Origin of the sequence: Curvibacter cyanobacteriorum (assembly GCF_028649475.1) — a bacterium.
Classification (GTDB): domain Bacteria; phylum Pseudomonadota; class Gammaproteobacteria; order Burkholderiales; family Burkholderiaceae_C; genus Curvibacter; species Curvibacter cyanobacteriorum.
The window spans coordinates 694,759-709,853 of the sequence record NZ_JAQSIP010000001.1; the positions used below are offsets into that span (position 1 = coordinate 694,759).

Annotated in this window: 12 protein-coding genes; 6 read left to right on the forward strand and 6 right to left on the reverse strand. The window is 69.0% G+C overall.

Annotation, left to right across the window (positions count from 1 at the left end; all coding sequences use genetic code 11):
* Positions 1–31 precede the first annotated feature (31 nt).
* A complete protein-coding gene (gene ygfZ / locus PSQ40_RS02965; RefSeq protein ID WP_273948661.1) occupies positions 32–991 on the forward strand; it encodes a CAF17-like 4Fe-4S cluster assembly/insertion protein YgfZ in 960 nt (319 codons plus the stop codon).
* A 37-nt stretch (positions 992–1,028) separates the two neighbouring features.
* On the opposite strand, the gene PSQ40_RS02970 is transcribed toward ygfZ, so the two are convergent.
* The 3 genes from PSQ40_RS02970 to PSQ40_RS02980 are packed head-to-tail and all read right to left on the reverse strand — an operon-like array spanning position 1,029 to position 5,176.
* Positions 1,029–3,326 (reverse strand): O-antigen ligase family protein, encoded by a 2,298-nt coding sequence (locus PSQ40_RS02970; RefSeq protein ID WP_273948663.1) that lies wholly within the window; start codon positions 3,324–3,326, stop codon positions 1,029–1,031.
* Positions 3,327–3,330: 4 nt separating this feature from the next.
* Positions 3,331–4,203, reverse strand: coding sequence for a YbgC/FadM family acyl-CoA thioesterase (locus PSQ40_RS02975; RefSeq protein ID WP_273948665.1), 873 nt, complete (start codon positions 4,201–4,203; stop codon positions 3,331–3,333).
* Between the two features lie 4 nt (positions 4,204–4,207).
* On the reverse strand, positions 4,208–5,176 hold the full coding sequence (locus tag PSQ40_RS02980; protein ID WP_273948667.1) for an alpha/beta hydrolase: 969 nt from the start codon (positions 5,174–5,176) through the stop codon (positions 4,208–4,210).
* A gap of 216 nt (positions 5,177–5,392) precedes the next feature.
* Here PSQ40_RS02980 and PSQ40_RS02985 point away from each other — a divergent pair, with 216 nt between their 5' ends.
* Positions 5,393–6,529 (forward strand): iron-containing alcohol dehydrogenase, encoded by a 1,137-nt coding sequence (locus PSQ40_RS02985; RefSeq protein ID WP_273948668.1) that lies wholly within the window; start codon positions 5,393–5,395, stop codon positions 6,527–6,529.
* A gap of 60 nt (positions 6,530–6,589) precedes the next feature.
* Here the strand turns inward: PSQ40_RS02985 and PSQ40_RS02990 are convergent, their stop codons facing one another.
* The 3 genes from PSQ40_RS02990 to PSQ40_RS03000 are packed head-to-tail and all read right to left on the reverse strand — an operon-like array spanning position 6,590 to position 10,921.
* Positions 6,590–7,666, reverse strand: a complete 1,077-nt coding sequence (locus PSQ40_RS02990; protein WP_273948670.1) for a patatin-like phospholipase family protein — start codon at positions 7,664–7,666, stop codon at positions 6,590–6,592.
* Positions 7,667–7,709: 43 nt separating this feature from the next.
* A complete protein-coding gene (locus PSQ40_RS02995) occupies positions 7,710–8,534 on the reverse strand; it encodes an HDOD domain-containing protein (RefSeq protein ID WP_273948672.1) in 825 nt (274 codons plus the stop codon).
* Positions 8,535–8,575: 41 nt separating this feature from the next.
* Positions 8,576–10,921 carry a Tex family protein gene (locus tag PSQ40_RS03000; RefSeq protein ID WP_273948674.1) on the reverse strand — a complete coding sequence of 782 codons (2,346 nt, stop codon included), beginning with the start codon at positions 10,919–10,921 and terminating at the stop codon, positions 8,576–8,578.
* Between the two features lie 139 nt (positions 10,922–11,060).
* Here PSQ40_RS03000 and PSQ40_RS03005 point away from each other — a divergent pair, with 139 nt between their 5' ends.
* The 4 genes from PSQ40_RS03005 (at position 11,061) to PSQ40_RS03020 (ending at position 15,006) form a co-directional block, all read left to right on the forward strand.
* A complete protein-coding gene (locus tag PSQ40_RS03005; RefSeq protein ID WP_273948677.1) occupies positions 11,061–12,917 on the forward strand; it encodes a monovalent cation:proton antiporter-2 (CPA2) family protein in 1,857 nt (618 codons plus the stop codon).
* Between the two features lie 4 nt (positions 12,918–12,921).
* Positions 12,922–13,431: a hypothetical protein gene (locus PSQ40_RS03010; RefSeq protein ID WP_273948678.1), complete on the forward strand. Its 510-nt coding sequence runs from the start codon at positions 12,922–12,924 to the stop codon at positions 13,429–13,431.
* 638 nt (positions 13,432–14,069) lie between these two features.
* The gene (locus PSQ40_RS03015) at positions 14,070–14,432 is read left to right on the forward strand and encodes a hypothetical protein (protein ID WP_273948838.1); all 363 of its coding nucleotides are present in this window, start codon (positions 14,070–14,072) and stop codon (positions 14,430–14,432) included.
* A 118-nt stretch (positions 14,433–14,550) separates the two neighbouring features.
* Positions 14,551–15,006, forward strand: a complete 456-nt coding sequence (locus PSQ40_RS03020; RefSeq protein ID WP_273948680.1) for a GNAT family N-acetyltransferase — start codon at positions 14,551–14,553, stop codon at positions 15,004–15,006.
* Positions 15,007–15,095 lie beyond the last annotated feature (89 nt).

Consider the following 15,095-nt stretch of genomic DNA (forward strand, 5'->3'; position numbering starts at 1 on the left):
CATGTTTTCGACCGGCGATGATAATTCACGGATGACTCAAGCTCTGAATTCCCCTGCGGCCCTGCTCGACGGCACGGCCTCGTTGCCCCAATGGGGTGTGATTCGCGCGCTGGGCGAGGACGCCGCTCATTTTCTGCACGGCCAGCTGACCCAGGACCTGTTGCTCTTGCCCGACGGCCAGGCCCGCCTTGCGGGCTATTGCTCGGCCAAGGGCCGCCTGTTGGCCACCCTGGTGGTCCTGCGCCGCTCGGCCGCCGAGTTGTGGCTGGCGTGCCCGCTCGAGCTGCTGCCGGGCACGCTGAAGCGCCTGTCCATGTTCGTGCTGCGCGCCAAGGTCAAGCTCAGTGACGCCAGCGCCGACCTGGCGGTGCGCGGTCTGGCGGGGGCCGCCCTGCCCGCGCTGGGCCTGAACACCGGCCTGGCCCCGTGGCAGGCCCAGCCGCTGGGAGGCGGGCACGCCGTGACCCTGTACCCCGCGGCCGGTGTGCCCCGGGCGCTGTGGATCGGCCCGGCCGACGAAGCCCTGCCGGCCACGCCCGCGCTCAGTGAACCGCTGTGGGCCTGGTCCGAGGTGCAGGCCGCGGTGCCGCAACTGACGTTGAGCCAGGCCGACGCCTTTGTGCCGCAGATGCTCAATTACGAGTCGGTCGGTGGCGTGAACTTCAAAAAAGGCTGCTACCCGGGCCAGGAAGTGGTGGCCCGCAGCCAGTTCCGCGGCACGCTGAAGCGCCGCACCTGCCTGGCGCACGCCACCTGGTCGGCCGAGCAGGCCCCCGCGGTCGGCCAGGAACTGTTCCTGGCCAGCGACGCAGCCGACCAGCCCACCGGCGTGGTCGTGCAGTGGGCGGCGGCGCCCCACGGTGGCCTGGACCTGCTGGCGGTGGTGCAGACCGCAGCCAGTGCCGCCGGCCAGACGCTGCACCTGGGCGCGCCCACGGGCCCTGCCCTCACGGTGCAGCCTCTGCCTTACGCGCTGCTCGACGACATTTGAACCCGGGCGCCGCGCCCGCAGGTTCAAGGCGGCTGGCTCAAGGCAGCAGCCGCTCGCGGTACGGCGACGGCACTTGGGCCCGCAGCAGCGTCTGCTGGGGGGGCGGCAAGTTGGCCAAGGCCGCGCGGTAGGCCTGCAGCGCCTTGGCCTCGTCCTGGTGGGGGCCGGGCTGGCTGTAGAGCCGACCCAGCTTGTACCAGCTGTCGGCTTGGTACTCGGGGAAGTGCTTCAAGCGCAACTCGGTGCCTTGCAGCGCCAGGTCCCATTGGCCCAGGCGCTGACCCAGGTCGTAGGCGCCGTTGACCATTTCCAGTTCATGCTCGCCCGCCTGGAGGTAGCGGCGCAGGCGCTTGGCCGCCTCGTCCAAATGGCCCCGCTCGGACAGCAGCATGATTTCGGTGCCGTGCACCGACACCGACTGCGGTTGCAGGCGGCGGGCACGTTCGTAGTACTGCTCGGCCTGGTCCAGTTGTTTGAGGCGCAGGTGGGCGCGCGCGATGTTGAGCAGCAGCACCGGCACATGGGGGCGTGACTCGGCCACCGATTCCCAGATCCAGATGGCCGAGGCCCAGTCGCCCCACAGCGCCACTTCGTCGGCCACCATCGGGGTCAGTTTGCGGTAATGCGGGTTGATCGCCACGCCTTCGCGCACCAGGCGCAGGACCTCGGCGCGGTCTTCGGCCACGCGGGGGTCTTGCGGGTTGGGCAGGCGCGCCACCCACATCGCGAGCTTGATGGACTGCACCAGCCGACTCTCGGCCACCATGGCCTGGCGGGTGATCCAGGCGCCCAAGGCCAGCGCCGCCAGCAAGGTGCAGGCGGCGACCCACGCCACGCGCGGGGACAGGCGCAGGGCGTCGGGGCGCCACCAAGGGCTGGACCTTGGGCCCCAACCCAGTCGGGCCAGCCGCAAGTCTGAGCCCGCCAGCAGGCCCAGGCCCAGCGCCAACAGGGCGCCAGTGCAGGCCATGCGCCACGGAAAGCCGGCCAGGCTGACCAGCATCAGGGCCCCGAGGCTGCTGAGGGCGATCAGCCGCAGGGCTTGTTCCTGGCGCACTTCAGGGTGCGGGCTCTCGCCCACCTGCCAGGTCACCCACGCGGCGCGGGCCAGCGTGGCCAGCAGCAGGGCCGCGGCCAGCCAGCCCACCAGGCCGTACTCGGCCAGCAACTGCAGGAACTCGTTGTGCACGTAGTAGTCGGTTTCGATCTGGCTGCCCGGGGGCTGGTAGAGCGGAATGTGCACTTCCCACGCCCCGGCCCCGACGCCGCTGAGTGGGCGGTCGGCGATGGCGCGCAGGGCACTGCCCCACATCAGCACCCGCACCGAGAACGAGCCGTCGGTGTACTCCGCAGGCCGGGCCACGCTGACCACACGGCTCAGGCTGCGTTGCAGCGCCGAGGCGCCCTGCCCGCTTTCGGCCATGATGCGGGCGTTGCCCGTGGGCAGGCTGGCCAGCGCCAGGAACAGCGCCAGACCGCCCCCCAGGCACCCGGCCACGGCCAGGCGGCTCCAGCGGCCCTGCCCCCATTCGGCCCGCCAGCGGTGGATCAGCACCGGCAGGATGCAGGCCATCAGCAGCCAGGCGGTCAACGCCGAGCGGGTGCCTGTCATGAACAAGGCCGTGGCGTTGAAGGCCAGCGACGCCACCATCAGCGCCCGCGTCGAACTGCTGCGCAGCCGGCTCAGGGCCCACAGCGAGAACGGCCAGACGCAGACCGCCAGCTCGGCAAAAAAGTTGCGGTTGACAAAGGTCGACGCCGGGTTGGGGCCCTGCGGGAACCAGTTGAGTTCAAACCAGAACTGACAGGCCGCCCACAGCGACGCCACCGACACCCCGGCGTGCAGGGCCCAGGCCAGGCGCGGCAGGCGTGCGGGGCTGAACAACTGCAGGCTCAGGCCCATCAGCAAGCCCAGCACCGCCCAGCGCACCGCTTCCACCGCGGCCAGGTAGGTGTGGGACCAGGCCATGCTGCCCAGCGCATAAGCGCCCAGCAGCGCGGGCCAGGCCAGGCTGAGGTGCCAGTCCAGCACAGCCCCCTGCTGGCGGCGTTGCCACACGAAGCACAGCGCGGCCAGCAGCGTGCCCAGCGCCATCAGCGCCGATTTGAGGGTGTCCTGCACCACCTCCTCGGAGGGCACGCCGACGGCCGGGGCCAGGGCCAGCATCAGGACCACGACGTAGACCGCCCAGTCGACCGGGGCCTTCAGGCCCTGGGTCAGACCGCTGGTCGCGCGGGTCGCGGGGTTTGAGGCGGTGGCGGGCGCGGCGCGCGGCACCTTGGCGTCAGCGGACGCCGCCGCCGCGCGGCGCTCGCTGGATCGGGGGCTGGCCATGCGCTCAGAGGGCCCGACTCATCTGGATGTGCGGGATGTCCACCTCATGGAACACCTCCCCGCGCACCTGGAAGCCCAGGCGCTCGTAGAAACCACGCGCGCTGAGCTGGGCGTTCAGCACCACCTCGTGGTCGCCCCGCTCGTGGGCGGCGGTCATCAGGGCGCGCAGGATCTGCACCCCCAAACCCGCGCCGCGCAGGGCCTGGCGCACCGCCATGCGCCCAATGCGGGCCACCCCGGGGCCGTGCACCAGCAGGCGGCCCGTGGCCACCGGCTGATGGAGGCCGTTGTAGGCCACGGCGTGGACCGCGGTGGCGTCGGCCTCGTCCCATTCCTCCTCGAGCGCAATGCCCTGCTCCTGCACAAAGACCTCGGTGCGCACGCGCGAGGCATCGGCGCTCAGGTCTTGCCATGAGCCGGTTTGCAGCCGCACCACGGGCTGGCCCGCCGCGTGGCCCAGCAGCACCTGGCGCAGCGCGTCGGGCACCGGGCGAGAGGTCTGGCTGGCCGGGTCGGCGAACACATAGACCAGCTCGCCGCTGACCAGCAATTGCTCGCCGCGAAAGATGCCGCCCAGGAACTGGATCGATGAGGTGCCCACGCGCTGGCACTGCAGCCCCACGTCCAGCACCTCGTCATAGCGCGCCGAGGCGTGGTATTCGACCAGCAAACGCTTGACGTACAGGTCGCCCTGCAGGTGCTCCATGGACTCCTGGTAGGGCAGTGCCAGGGCGCGCCAGTAGTCGCCCATGGCGGTGTCAAAGTACATGGCGTAGTGGCCATTGAAGACGATTTTCTGCATGTCCACCTCGACCCAGCGCACGCGCAGGCGGTGGAAGAAGCGGAAATCGTTGCGATGGGGGGCGGCGGTGCTCATGCGCTTACTCCGTGGGGTGCAGGGCCTGGCGCAAAGCGGCGCCGGCGTCTCGGTGGGCTTGCAGGGCTTCGGGGATGGCCCGGCCCATCTTGATGAATTCGTGGGTCACGCCGCGGTAGATCTCCAGGTCCACGGTGTGGCCCGCGAGGCGCAGCTTGTCGGCATAGGCCAGGCCCTCGTCAAACAAGGGGTCGAACTCGGCCAGCCCGATCCAGGCCGGGGCCAACTGCTCGGTGTCGGGGGCCAGCAAGGGGGCAAAACGCCAATCCTCGCGTTCTTCGCGGCTTTGCACGTACTGGCCAAAAAACCACTGGATGTGGCTGGCCTCCAGCACCAGGCCGTCGGCATAGTCGCGGTGTGAATCGGTGTCCTGGTGGGCGCTGACGCCCGGGTAAAACAACAGCTGCAGGGCCAGCGCCTGGCCGCGCAACGCGGCCTCCACCGCGGTGGCCGCGGCCAGCGTGCCGCCGGCGCTGTCGCCGCCCACCGCCACGCGGCTGGGGTCCAGCCCCTGGGTGCTGCCGTGGGCCAGCAACCAGGCCAGCGCATCCCAGGCATCGTTGGCGGCGACCGGGAACCGGTGCTCAGGCGCCAGTCGGTAGTCGAGTGAAAGCACGGCGCAGCCTGAGTGCTGGGCCAGGCTGCGGCACAGCGTGTCGTGGGTGTCGATGCTGCCCACCGTGAAGCCCCCACCATGGAAGTACAGCAGGACCGGTTGCCGGTCGGCCAGCACCGGCTTGTACAGGCGCGCCGGCAGCGTGGCCCCATCGCGGGCGGGGATGCCCAGGTCGAGCACCCCGGGCAGTGCCGGCCGGTTGATCTCCAGCACCCCGGCACCGGCTGCGTAGGCCATGCGCGCCTGGCGTGGCGTCAAGGTGTGCAGGGCCGGGCGGGCGGCGCGGGCCATGCGGTGCAGCACGCCCTGCATGGCGCTGGTGAGTCGGTGCGGTCGATCGGTGGGGGGCGTGGGCATCGGGGCAGGCAAAACAAAACTCGAACTATCGGCGCTGACGCGGGGCCGGGGCCGTCGCGTTTGTCACCGGGGTGACGCCGGCCAGGGGGCTCATGAGGGTTTGCTTCATGGTCACGGGCGCAGGCGGTCGCTAAAGTCAGCCGTGCATCGTACAACGTGGCGCCAGGGCGGGGAGCCTGGGCGCTGATCCTGATTCTTTGGAACCGCAACACCGACATGGCCTTCATCAACTACGTCACCCAGATCCAGATCGACTTCGGCGCCGTGCGCCTGCTGGCCGCCGAGTGCGCCCGCGTGGGCATCCAGCGCCCCCTGGTGGTCACCGACCCCGGGGTGCGGGCCGCGGGGGTGTTGCAAAAAGCGCTGGACGCCCTGGCCGACCTGCCGGTGGCCGTGTCTGACCAAACCCCGTCCAACCCCACCGAGGCCGCCGTGCGGGCCGCTGTCGAGGTGTACCGGGCCCACCAGTGCGATGGCCTGATCGCGGTGGGCGGTGGCTCGGCCATCGACTGCGCCAAGGGCATTGCCATCGCGGCCACCCATGAAGGCCCGCTGACCCGCTACGCCACCATCGAAGGCGGATCGGGCCTGATCACCGAGCGCGCGGCACCGCTGATTGCCGTGCCCACCACCAGCGGCACCGGCAGCGAGGTGGCGCGTGGCGCCATCATCATCGTCGACGACCACCGCAAGCTGGGCTTTCACTCCTGGTTCCTGGTGCCCCGCGCCGCCATCTGCGACCCCGAACTCACGCTCGGCCTGCCGCCTGGCCTGACCGCTGCCACCGGCATGGACGCCATCGCCCACTGCATGGAAACCTTCATGGCCAGCGCCTTCAACCCGCCCGCCGACGGCATTGGCCTCGACGGCCTGGAGCGCGGCTGGGCCCACATCGAGCGCGCCACCCGCAACGGCCAGGACCGCGAGGCGCGCCTGCAACTGATGAGCGCGTCCATGCAAGGCGCGATGGCCTTCCAGAAAGGCCTGGGCTGCGTGCACAGCCTGAGCCACAGCCTGGGCGGCGTGAACCCGCGCCTGCACCACGGCACCCTCAACGCCATGTTCCTGCCCGCGGTGGTGCGCTTCAACGCCAGCGCCGAGTCGGTGCAACGCGAGCGCCGCCTGGACCGCATGGCCCATGCCATGGGCCTGAGATCGGGCGGCGACATCCCGCTGGCCATCCGTGACATGAACGCCCGCCTGGGCCTGCCCACCGGCCTGGCCGCCATGGGCGTGACGCGGGACCAGTTTGATGACGTCATCAAGGGCGCGCTGGCCGACCACTGCCATAAGACCAACCCGCGCCTGGCCACGCCGGAAGACTACCGCGAGATGCTGGAAGCGTCGATGTGAGGCGCCTTGGCAGCCCTGCGGCTGCCTTGCCGGGGGCTGCCCTGCCAGCGTGTGCAGGCCCTACAAGGCCTCCACCCGGCGCCAGTCCGGCGCGGCCAGCCATTCGGCAAACTCGTCCGCCAGTTGCTGGCTGGCCCGCACGGCCCGGGTCCAGGCCTGGGCGCGGCCGTGGTGGTCCTGGCCGTAGTGGGTGAAGTCCTTGCGGTCGGGCAGCTTGGCGTTGGGCAAGGTCTTGACCCAATCGGGATCGGGGGCCAGCACCAGCATGTTGTCCAAGAAGGGCGTGGCGCCGTGCCGCCAGCGCAGGCCTTTGTCCAGCCAGCCCGGCACCACCGCTTTTTGAAAATGCGGGTACAGCACCAGGCCGGGCGCCATCGGGCGGTAGTCCAGGTGCAGGTGGTAGTCGGTGATGCCACCGTCCCAGTAGGCGCCGGGCGGCGCGCCAGGGATGTGCGCAATCGACTGCAGCACAAAGGGGATCGAGCAACTGGCCTGCACCGCGGGCTGGAAGTTGGCTTCGGTCAGGGGCAGATGGCGGGTCCGGAAATCGCGGGTGGCAAAGGGCAAGTCCGCCCCCTGGGATGAAAACACCACCCGCTCCAGCCAGGCGCCCAGCGCCCGGCGTTGCACCGTGTTGCTCAAGAACGCGCCCAGGTAGCCCAGCGGCGTGCGCAGACCGTGCTCGCGGCCCAGCACATGGCGGCCCCGCGCAGCGATCACATGCAGGCGGTAGCGCGGGTGGGTCAGCACCTCGGCCACTCGGCCGCCATAAAAGGCGCGCAGGTTGTCGCCAAAGCGTTCGCTGACGTGCTGGGCGCTGGGGCGCTTCTCGCCCGGGGCCAGCTCGTAGCGCTGCTGGATGTAGTCGTGCTCCAGGCGCTCAAAGGCCGCCACCGGTTGATTCAGGCAGGCGGTGGCCATGCGCCAGGCGCCGATCGAGGCGCCCACCAGGTGCACGGGTTGGGGGCTCTGAGGCAGCCAGTCCCCAAAAATGAAGCGGTCCAGGGGCCCGAGCACCAGCCCTTTGGGGCCGCCGGCCGCCCCCGGGATGACGCGCACATCCTGCGCCTGCAGGCCGTTTTGACGCAGGTGGGCCAGCGCCATCGGGCCAGCGTAAAGGCGAAGGGCTTTCTTCATGGTGTCCTGGGGTGGAGGGCGCCGCCTGCGAGCGGCCGCGCCCTCAAGAAAAGGCACCCACTTCGTGGGCCGAGGTCCAGTCGATGGGGTCTTGCTGCAACACCATGTCGATGTCCAGCTCAAGGGCCAGGCCCACGGTGTCAGGGAAGCTGACCGCCAGTTCACGCTCGGTGAAGCCGGCTTCCTTGGCGCGAATGCGCCAGGCGGCGAGGTGGATCACCCCGGCCAGCGGCTCGTAGACGTCGTTGTCGAACGGCGCGATCTGGTACTCCAGCGCGTCCACGATGGCTGGCGGAAACTGCCATTGGCGCGCAAAGCCGGCGCTGACCTGGGCATAGCAGTAGCCCAGGTGGCGGCGTTCGGTCTTGGCGCGCTTGAGGTCCAGCGGCGGGTGCTCCATGTTGAGCAAGGCCATTTCACGCGGCATGCCGATGTGCATCACCAGTTCGCCCACCGCGTGCACCAGGCCCGCCGTGAAGGCCGCACTGGGGTTTTGCCGCACCACGCTGGCCAGCGTGCGCGAGACCTTGGCGGTGTCCAGGCTGTAACGCCAGAACTGTTGCAGGTTGATGCCCGTCACCGTGCGGAAAGCGCCGCCCACGGCGGCGGCCGACACCAAGGTGCGCACATGGTTCAGGCCCAGCAGGGCCAGCGCCTCGGCCACACCGTTGATGCGCCGCGAGAGCTGAAAAAACGCCGAATTGGCCAATTGCAGCAGGCGCGCGGTCAGCGCCGGGTCGGTGCTGATGAGCTGCGACACCTTGCGCAGGTCCGGTTCCTCCTGGTCCAGCTCGTGCATGAGCAGCGCCACCACCCGGGGGATGCTGGGCAGCGCGGTTTCGTGGGCCAGAAGGGCTTGGAGCTCCATGGACAGGGCCTCAGTGGACTAGTTGATGCCGCCGATTATGCTCATCGCGAGCGGCTTTGCAGCTTGGCAAAAGCCGATGCCATGGCCGACGGCGCGGCCGCCTCGGCCTGACGGCGGCCAGCGCCGGCCTGCTGATGCCGCCCGGCCCCCTCAAAGCGGTTGTCACGCGGGCCATCGCGGCGAGCGGGAGCGGCATCGAGCTTCATCGACAGGCCAATGCGCTTGCGCTCCACGTCGACCTCCATCACCTTGACCTTGACGATGTCGCCGGTCTTGACCACCTCACGGGCGTCGTTGACGAACTTGTGGCTCAACTGGCTGACGTGCACCAGGCCGTCCTGGTGTACCCCCAGGTCGACAAAAGCGCCGAACTGGGCCACGTTGCTGACCGTGCCCTCCAGCACCATGCCCTCGCGCAGGTCCTTGATGTCCTCGACACCGTCGTTGAAACGCGCCACCTTGAAGTCGGGACGGGGATCGCGGCCGGGCTTCTCGAGTTCGCCCAGGATGTCCTTGACCGTGATGACGCCGAACTGCTCATTGGCAAACAGCTCGGGCTTGAGGGTCTTGAGCATGTCGGCGCGGCCCATCAGTTCGGCCACCGGCTTGCCGGTCTTCTCGATGATCTTCTCGACCACCGGGTAGGTTTCAGGGTGCACGCCGGTCATGTCCAACGGGTTGTCGCCGTGGCGGATGCGCAGGAACCCCGCGCTCAGCTCAAAGGTCTTGGCGCCCAGGCCCGTAACCCCCAGCAGTTGCTGGCGATTGGCGAAGGCGCCGTTGGCCTCCCGCCAACGCACCACGGCCTTGGCCACGCTGGCGCTCAGGCCGGACACGCGAGACAGCAAGGGCACGCTGGCGGTGTTCAGGTCGACGCCCACCGAGTTCACACAGTCCTCGACCACGGCCTCCAGCGTGCGGGCCAGCTCGCTCTGGTTCACGTCGTGCTGGTATTGGCCCACGCCAATCGACTTGGGGTCGATCTTGACCAGTTCGGCCAGGGGGTCTTGCAGGCGGCGCGCGATGCTGGCGGCACCGCGCAGGCTGACGTCAACGTCGGGCATCTCCTGTGAGGCGAACTCGCTGGCCGAGTAGACCGACGCGCCGGCCTCGCTGACCACCACCTTCTCGACCACGCGGTCCACCTTGGCCAGCAGCTTGATCAGGTCGCCGGCCAGCTTGTCGGTCTCGCGGCTGGCGGTGCCGTTGCCGATCGCAATCAGGTTCACGCCGTGCTTCTCGCACAGTCGGCCCAGGGTGTGCAGCGAGCCGTCCCAGTCGCGACGGGGCTCGTGCGGGAACACGGTGCTGGTGTCGACCAGCTTGCCGGTGGCGTCCACCACGGCCACCTTGACGCCGGTGCGGATGCCCGGGTCCAGGCCCATCACCACGCGCGGGCCAGCGGGCGCGGCCAGCAGCAGGTCGCGCAGGTTGTCGGCAAACACCTTGATGGCGACCTTTTCGGCCTCTTCGCGCAGGCGCGAGAACAGGTCGCGTTCGGTCGACAGGCTGAGCTTGACGCGCCAGGTCCAGGCCACGCACTTGCGGATCAGGTCGTCGGCCGGGCGGCCGGCGTGGCTCCAGCCCAGGTGCAGCGCGATGCGGCCTTCGGCCACCGAGGGCTTGCCCGGTTCGGGGGGCTCGGGCAGCACCAGCTTGGCTTCGAGGATTTCCTGGGTGCGGCCACGGAACACGGCCAGCGCGCGGTGCGAGGGCACGCGGCCAATCGGTTCGTCGTAGTCGAAATAGTCGCGGAACTTGGCCACATCGGGGTCGTTCTCGTTCTTGCCCTCGACCTTGCTGCTCTTGAGCAGGCCTTCGTTCCACAGCCATTCACGCAGGCTCTGCACCAGGGCGGCGTCTTCGGCCCAGCGCTCGGACAGGATGTCGCGCACGCCGTCGAGCACGGCACCGGTGGTCGTGAAGTCGCTGCCGTCTTCGCCCTTGGCGGGCTTGACATAGGCCTGGGCCTCGTCCGCGGGCACCCGGGTCGGGTCGGTGAACAGCAGGTCGGCCAGGGGCTCGATGCCGGCTTCGCGGGCGATCTGGCCCTTGGTGCGGCGTTTTTGCTTGTAGGGCAGGTACAGGTCTTCCAGTTCCTGCTTGGTGGGCGCGGCGTCGATCGCGGCGCGCAGCGCGTCGGTCAGCTTGCCTTGCTCGGCGATGCTCTTGAGCACGGCTTCACGGCGGTCTTCCAGCTCACGCACATAGGCCAGACGGGCTTCCAGCTCGCGCAACTGGACGTCGTCCAAGCCGTTGGTGACTTCCTTGCGGTAGCGGGCAATGAAGGGGACGGTGGCACCACCGTCCAGCAACTCGACCGCAGCGCGCACCTGCTGCTCGGTCACTTTGATTTCTGCGGCCAATTGCCGAATGATCTTTTGCATGTCTGTCTAACGTACTCACCAATCCCCAAGCGAAGCGCTGGATTCGGAAGCCCGGAAGTTTGCCACAGGCCCTGCCCGCTTCCAGCCGCTGGAGGCGGTACGCGCTAACATGCCGGCGCAAGATGTCACAGGAGTGGGGATGGCGATCGAACAAGGCAGTGAATTGGTGAAGACCGTGGCCCTGCTGGGGGCTGGGGTGCTGGCCGTGCCCCTTTTCAAGCGGCTGGGGCTGGGATCGGTGCTGGGTTACCTGGCCGCTGGCCTGGCGGTGGGGCCGTCGGGCCTGGGGCTGTTCAGTGAGTCGCAGTCGGTGCTGCACATCGCCGAACTGGGCGTCGTGATGTTCTTGTTCCTGATCGGGCTGGAGACCCAGCCCAGCCGCCTGTGGAACCTGCGGCGGCAGATTTTTGGCCTGGGTCTGCTGCAGGTCAGCACCTGCGCGGTGCTGTTGACCGTGCTGGGCCACGCGGTGTTCGGGCTCGACTGGCCGCTGGCCTTTGTCGCCGGCATGGGCTTTGTGCTGTCGTCCACGGCCATCGTGATGCAGGCGCTCAACGAGCGCGGCGAGGCCTCCACCCCGCAAGGCCAGCGCATGGTGTCGATTTTGCTGATGGAAGACCTGTCGATCGTGCCGCTGCTCGCGGTCGTGGCCTTCCTGGCCCCCACGCCGGCCGACCAGGAGCCGGTGTCGCGCTGGGTCAGCATGGGGGTGGCGCTGAGCGCCATCCTGGGCCTGGTGGCCGTGAGCCGCTGGCTGCTGAACCCGGTGTTCCGCTGGCTGGCCGCGTCCCGGGCACGGGAGGTCATGACCGCGGCCGCCCTGCTGGTGGTGCTGGGTGCTGCGCTGGCCATGCAATGGGGCGGCCTGTCGATGGCGCTGGGGGCCTTTGCGGCCGGGGTCATGCTGTCGGAGTCCACCTTCCGCCACCAGCTGGAGGCCGACATCGAGCCCTTCCGGGGCCTGCTGCTGGGCCTGTTCTTCATGGGCGTGGGCATGTCGCTCGATGTGCCCTTGGTGCTGCAAGGCTGGCCCAAGCTGCTGGCCGGGGTGGTGGCCTACATGGGCTTGAAGGCGCTGGGCGTCTACACCGTGGCGCGCCTGACCCGCAGCCCCCACCGCGACGCCCTGGAGCGGGCTGCCATGATGGCCGAGGGCGGAGAGTTCGCCTTTGTGCTCTACGCCACGGCGGCCAGTGCCGGCTTGATCGAAGCCGAAACCAACGCCGTGCTGAACGCCGCGGTCATCCTGTCGATGGCGCTGACCCCGCTGATGGTGGTCATGATGCGCCGCGTGCTGGCCCGCCAGGGGCCGGCGCCCACCGACATGAGCGGTGTCGAGTCGGTCACCGAGGCTGCCAACGAACTCAAGCCCTGCGTGCTGATCATTGGCTTTGGCCGCTTTGGCCAGATCGCCAGCCAGGCCTTGCTGGCCCGGGGCGTGGAGATCGCCATCATCGACCACGACACGGACATGATCCGCGCGGCCTCGACCTTCGGCTTCAATGTCTATTACGGGGACGGCACCCGGCTGGATGTGCTGCACGCCAGCGGCGCGGCGCATGCACGCGCGGTGCTGGTCTGTGTCGACAACAAGGCCCTGACCACCAAGATCGTCGAGCTGATCAAGAGCAGCTTCCCGCTGACCCCGGTGCTGGCCCGCTCGTATGACCGGCAGCACGCCATCGAGTTGATCCAGCACGGGGTGGATTTCCAGATCCGCGAGACCTTCGAGTCCGCCATGCTGTTCAGCCTCGAAGCACTGCGCCAATTGGGCGTGGACGAGGCCGATGTGCTGGCGGTGGGCGACGACATCCGTCGCCGCGATGCTGAACGCCTGCAAATGCAGATGGGGGGCGACATCAAGGCCGGCCTGCCGCTGATGCACGGCAACCGCTGGACGCCGGCGCCACTGACCACGCCGCAACGCGAAGGCCAGCCACTCAATCCCGAGGCCGATCAGGCCATCCACCCGCCTGCCGCGGTGGCGGGGGGCTGAGCCCATGCGTCCCACTTCGCTGGCGGCGGCCCTGCGGCGCGGCCTCCAACGCGCGCTGCTCGGCGCGCTGGCGCTGTTGTTGGCCTTTGAAGAGTGGGGTTGGGACGCCCTCTCCGGCCTGCTGGCCTGGATCGCCCGCCTGCCCCTGTTGGCCTGGCTGGAGCGCGGCATCCGGCGCCTGCCCCCGTGGGCGGCGCTGTTGACCTTTGCCCTGCCCGCCTTGGCGCTGCTGCCCGTCAAGTTGCTGGCCCTGTGGCTGTTTGGCCAAGGCCATGCCGCTTGGGGGCTGGGCCTGCTGCTGGGCGCCAAGGTGCTGGGGACCGCCGTGCTGGCCCATTTGTTCAAGCTGACCCAGCCAGCGCTCATGCAACTGGCCTGGTTTGCGCGCTGGTACCCGCGCTGGAAAGCCTGGAAGGACCAGCTGTTGACGCATTTGCGAACCACCGCGGCCTGGCGCTGGGCCCGCGGCGTCAAGGCCCGCGCCCGGGCCTGGTGGCGAAGGCTCAAGCGCTGAAGCGTTGAGGGCGCCAAGCCCCCCTGGCACTCATCGCTTTCCCGAGGGCGTCAGTTTCACCAAGGCTTCGTTGTTTATATTGCACTTTCAGTAATAAGTAACAACGTGTGACAGCAGCAAACACCCCCACCGTCCCCCTGGCCCAAGTGGCCGTGGTCGACCTGACCGCCAGTGTGGGGGGCCATGCCCTGGCCCAGCTGGAGGCCATGCATGCCCAGCGCTTGTCCGACCAGGGGGCGATGCTGATCCCTGGCCTGCGCATGCGCCTGTACTGGTTGCGGGCCTCGTCCGACGCACTGCAAGACCCCGCGCTGCTGGCTGGTCTGCAGCGCTGCATCGTGCTGGTGGGGCCCGGCAGCTCCCAGGCGCTGGAGGGGTTCATGGCCTTCTGGCAGCACGGGGCCGCGGCCGCGCCGGGTGGGTCCGGGCCTGAGCTGTGTTTCATGGTGATGCCCAGCGCCCTCATGGAGGGGTTTGTGCTCGACCGCCTGGCCCGCCCGCCGATGCGCCGCATGGCCCTGCCCCGCAGCGACGCCGCCACCCTGTGGTTTGTGCTGCTCGATGAACTGCAACGCTGCCATGCCGAGCACGCCTTGATCCACCCGTTCACCGACACCGCATCCCCGAAGGACCCCACAATGAGTTCGACCATCAAACAATGCATGGATTTGGCCATGGGCATCGACGGCGCCCTGGCCGCGGCCCTGGTGGACCACCGCAACGGCATGTGCCTGGCCCAGATCGGCTCGGGCATGAACCTGGACCTGGCTGCCGCCGGCAACACCGAGGTGGTGCGCGCCAAGCTCAAAACCATGGAAATGCTGGGCCTGCGACGCGGCATCGAGGACATCCTGATCACCCTCAGTGACCAGTACCACCTGATCCGGCTGCTGCCCGCCCACCCCGGCCTGTTTCTGTACCTGGTGCTCGACAAGACCAAGGGCAACCTGGCGCTGGCGCGCTACAAGCTCGGCGATATCGAGCGGCAACTGCACATTTGAGGGTCGCGTTTGAGCGGCCCGGCCCCGCGCTGACGCGGCGACACCGGGACGGTCAAGCTCGCTGAGCCAGGGAACGGCCCGCCGGCCCGGGGCTGTTGATCCCAGGCGAAGCCCCGCCATGAACACCATTGCCGCCATGAACACCATCACCGCATTGGAACCAGGCCATCTGGCTCGCCTGGCCCGCCTCTATGTCGAAATTTTCAATGGGCCGCCCTGGCACGACGGCTGGACCGAGGCCGTCGCACTGGAGCGCTTGAGCGGCTTTGCCGCGGTGCCGACCTTCTGGGGCCTGGGCCAGTGGCACGGTGAGCGCTTGCTGGGTTTCGCACTCGGTTGGGGCGAACGCTGGGTGGACGGCTGGACCTTTCACCTCAAAGAAATGGGCGTGGCCCCCGAACTGCAAGGCCAGGGACAGGGGCGTGCGCTGATGCAGGCCCTTGGCAGCGGCCTGCGCGAACGCGGCTACCAGAGCATCAACCTGCAAACCAGCCGAGGCAGCCCAGCGGCGCAGTTCTACGCCACGCAAGGATTTGTGGACCTCAATCTGCTGAGCCTGCACAAAAGCCTGTGAGCCCGCGGGCCCGGCGCTCACTGACTCAGCGTTTGCAGACTCAGCGTTCGCAGGCCCACTGAACCCGCCCCAATCCTGTCCGCCCCCCC

What these genes read in the sequence shown, in the direction of transcription:
- PSQ40_RS02970 (WP_273948663.1), bottom strand. Translation starts at nt 3,326, where the DNA reads ATGGCCAGCCCCCGATCCAGCGAGCGCCGCGCGGCGGCGGCGTCCGCT.
- PSQ40_RS03000 (WP_273948674.1), bottom strand. Translation starts at nt 10,921, where the DNA reads ATGCAAAAGATCATTCGGCAATTGGCCGCAGAAATCAAAGTGACCGAG.
- PSQ40_RS02985 (WP_273948668.1), top strand. Translation starts at nt 5,393, where the DNA reads ATGGCCTTCATCAACTACGTCACCCAGATCCAGATCGACTTCGGCGCC.
- PSQ40_RS02975 (WP_273948665.1), bottom strand. Translation starts at nt 4,203, where the DNA reads ATGAGCACCGCCGCCCCCCATCGCAACGATTTCCGCTTCTTCCACCGC.
- PSQ40_RS02990 (WP_273948670.1), bottom strand. Translation starts at nt 7,666, where the DNA reads ATGAAGAAAGCCCTTCGCCTTTACGCTGGCCCGATGGCGCTGGCCCAC.
- PSQ40_RS03005 (WP_273948677.1), top strand. Translation starts at nt 11,061, where the DNA reads ATGGCGATCGAACAAGGCAGTGAATTGGTGAAGACCGTGGCCCTGCTG.
- PSQ40_RS03010 (WP_273948678.1), top strand. Translation starts at nt 12,922, where the DNA reads ATGCGTCCCACTTCGCTGGCGGCGGCCCTGCGGCGCGGCCTCCAACGC.
- PSQ40_RS02995 (WP_273948672.1), bottom strand. Translation starts at nt 8,534, where the DNA reads ATGGAGCTCCAAGCCCTTCTGGCCCACGAAACCGCGCTGCCCAGCATC.
- ygfZ (WP_273948661.1), top strand. Translation starts at nt 32, where the DNA reads ATGACTCAAGCTCTGAATTCCCCTGCGGCCCTGCTCGACGGCACGGCC.
- PSQ40_RS03020 (WP_273948680.1), top strand. Translation starts at nt 14,551, where the DNA reads ATGAACACCATTGCCGCCATGAACACCATCACCGCATTGGAACCAGGC.
- PSQ40_RS03015 (WP_273948838.1), top strand. Translation starts at nt 14,070, where the DNA reads ATGAGTTCGACCATCAAACAATGCATGGATTTGGCCATGGGCATCGAC.
- PSQ40_RS02980 (WP_273948667.1), bottom strand. Translation starts at nt 5,176, where the DNA reads ATGCCCACGCCCCCCACCGATCGACCGCACCGACTCACCAGCGCCATG.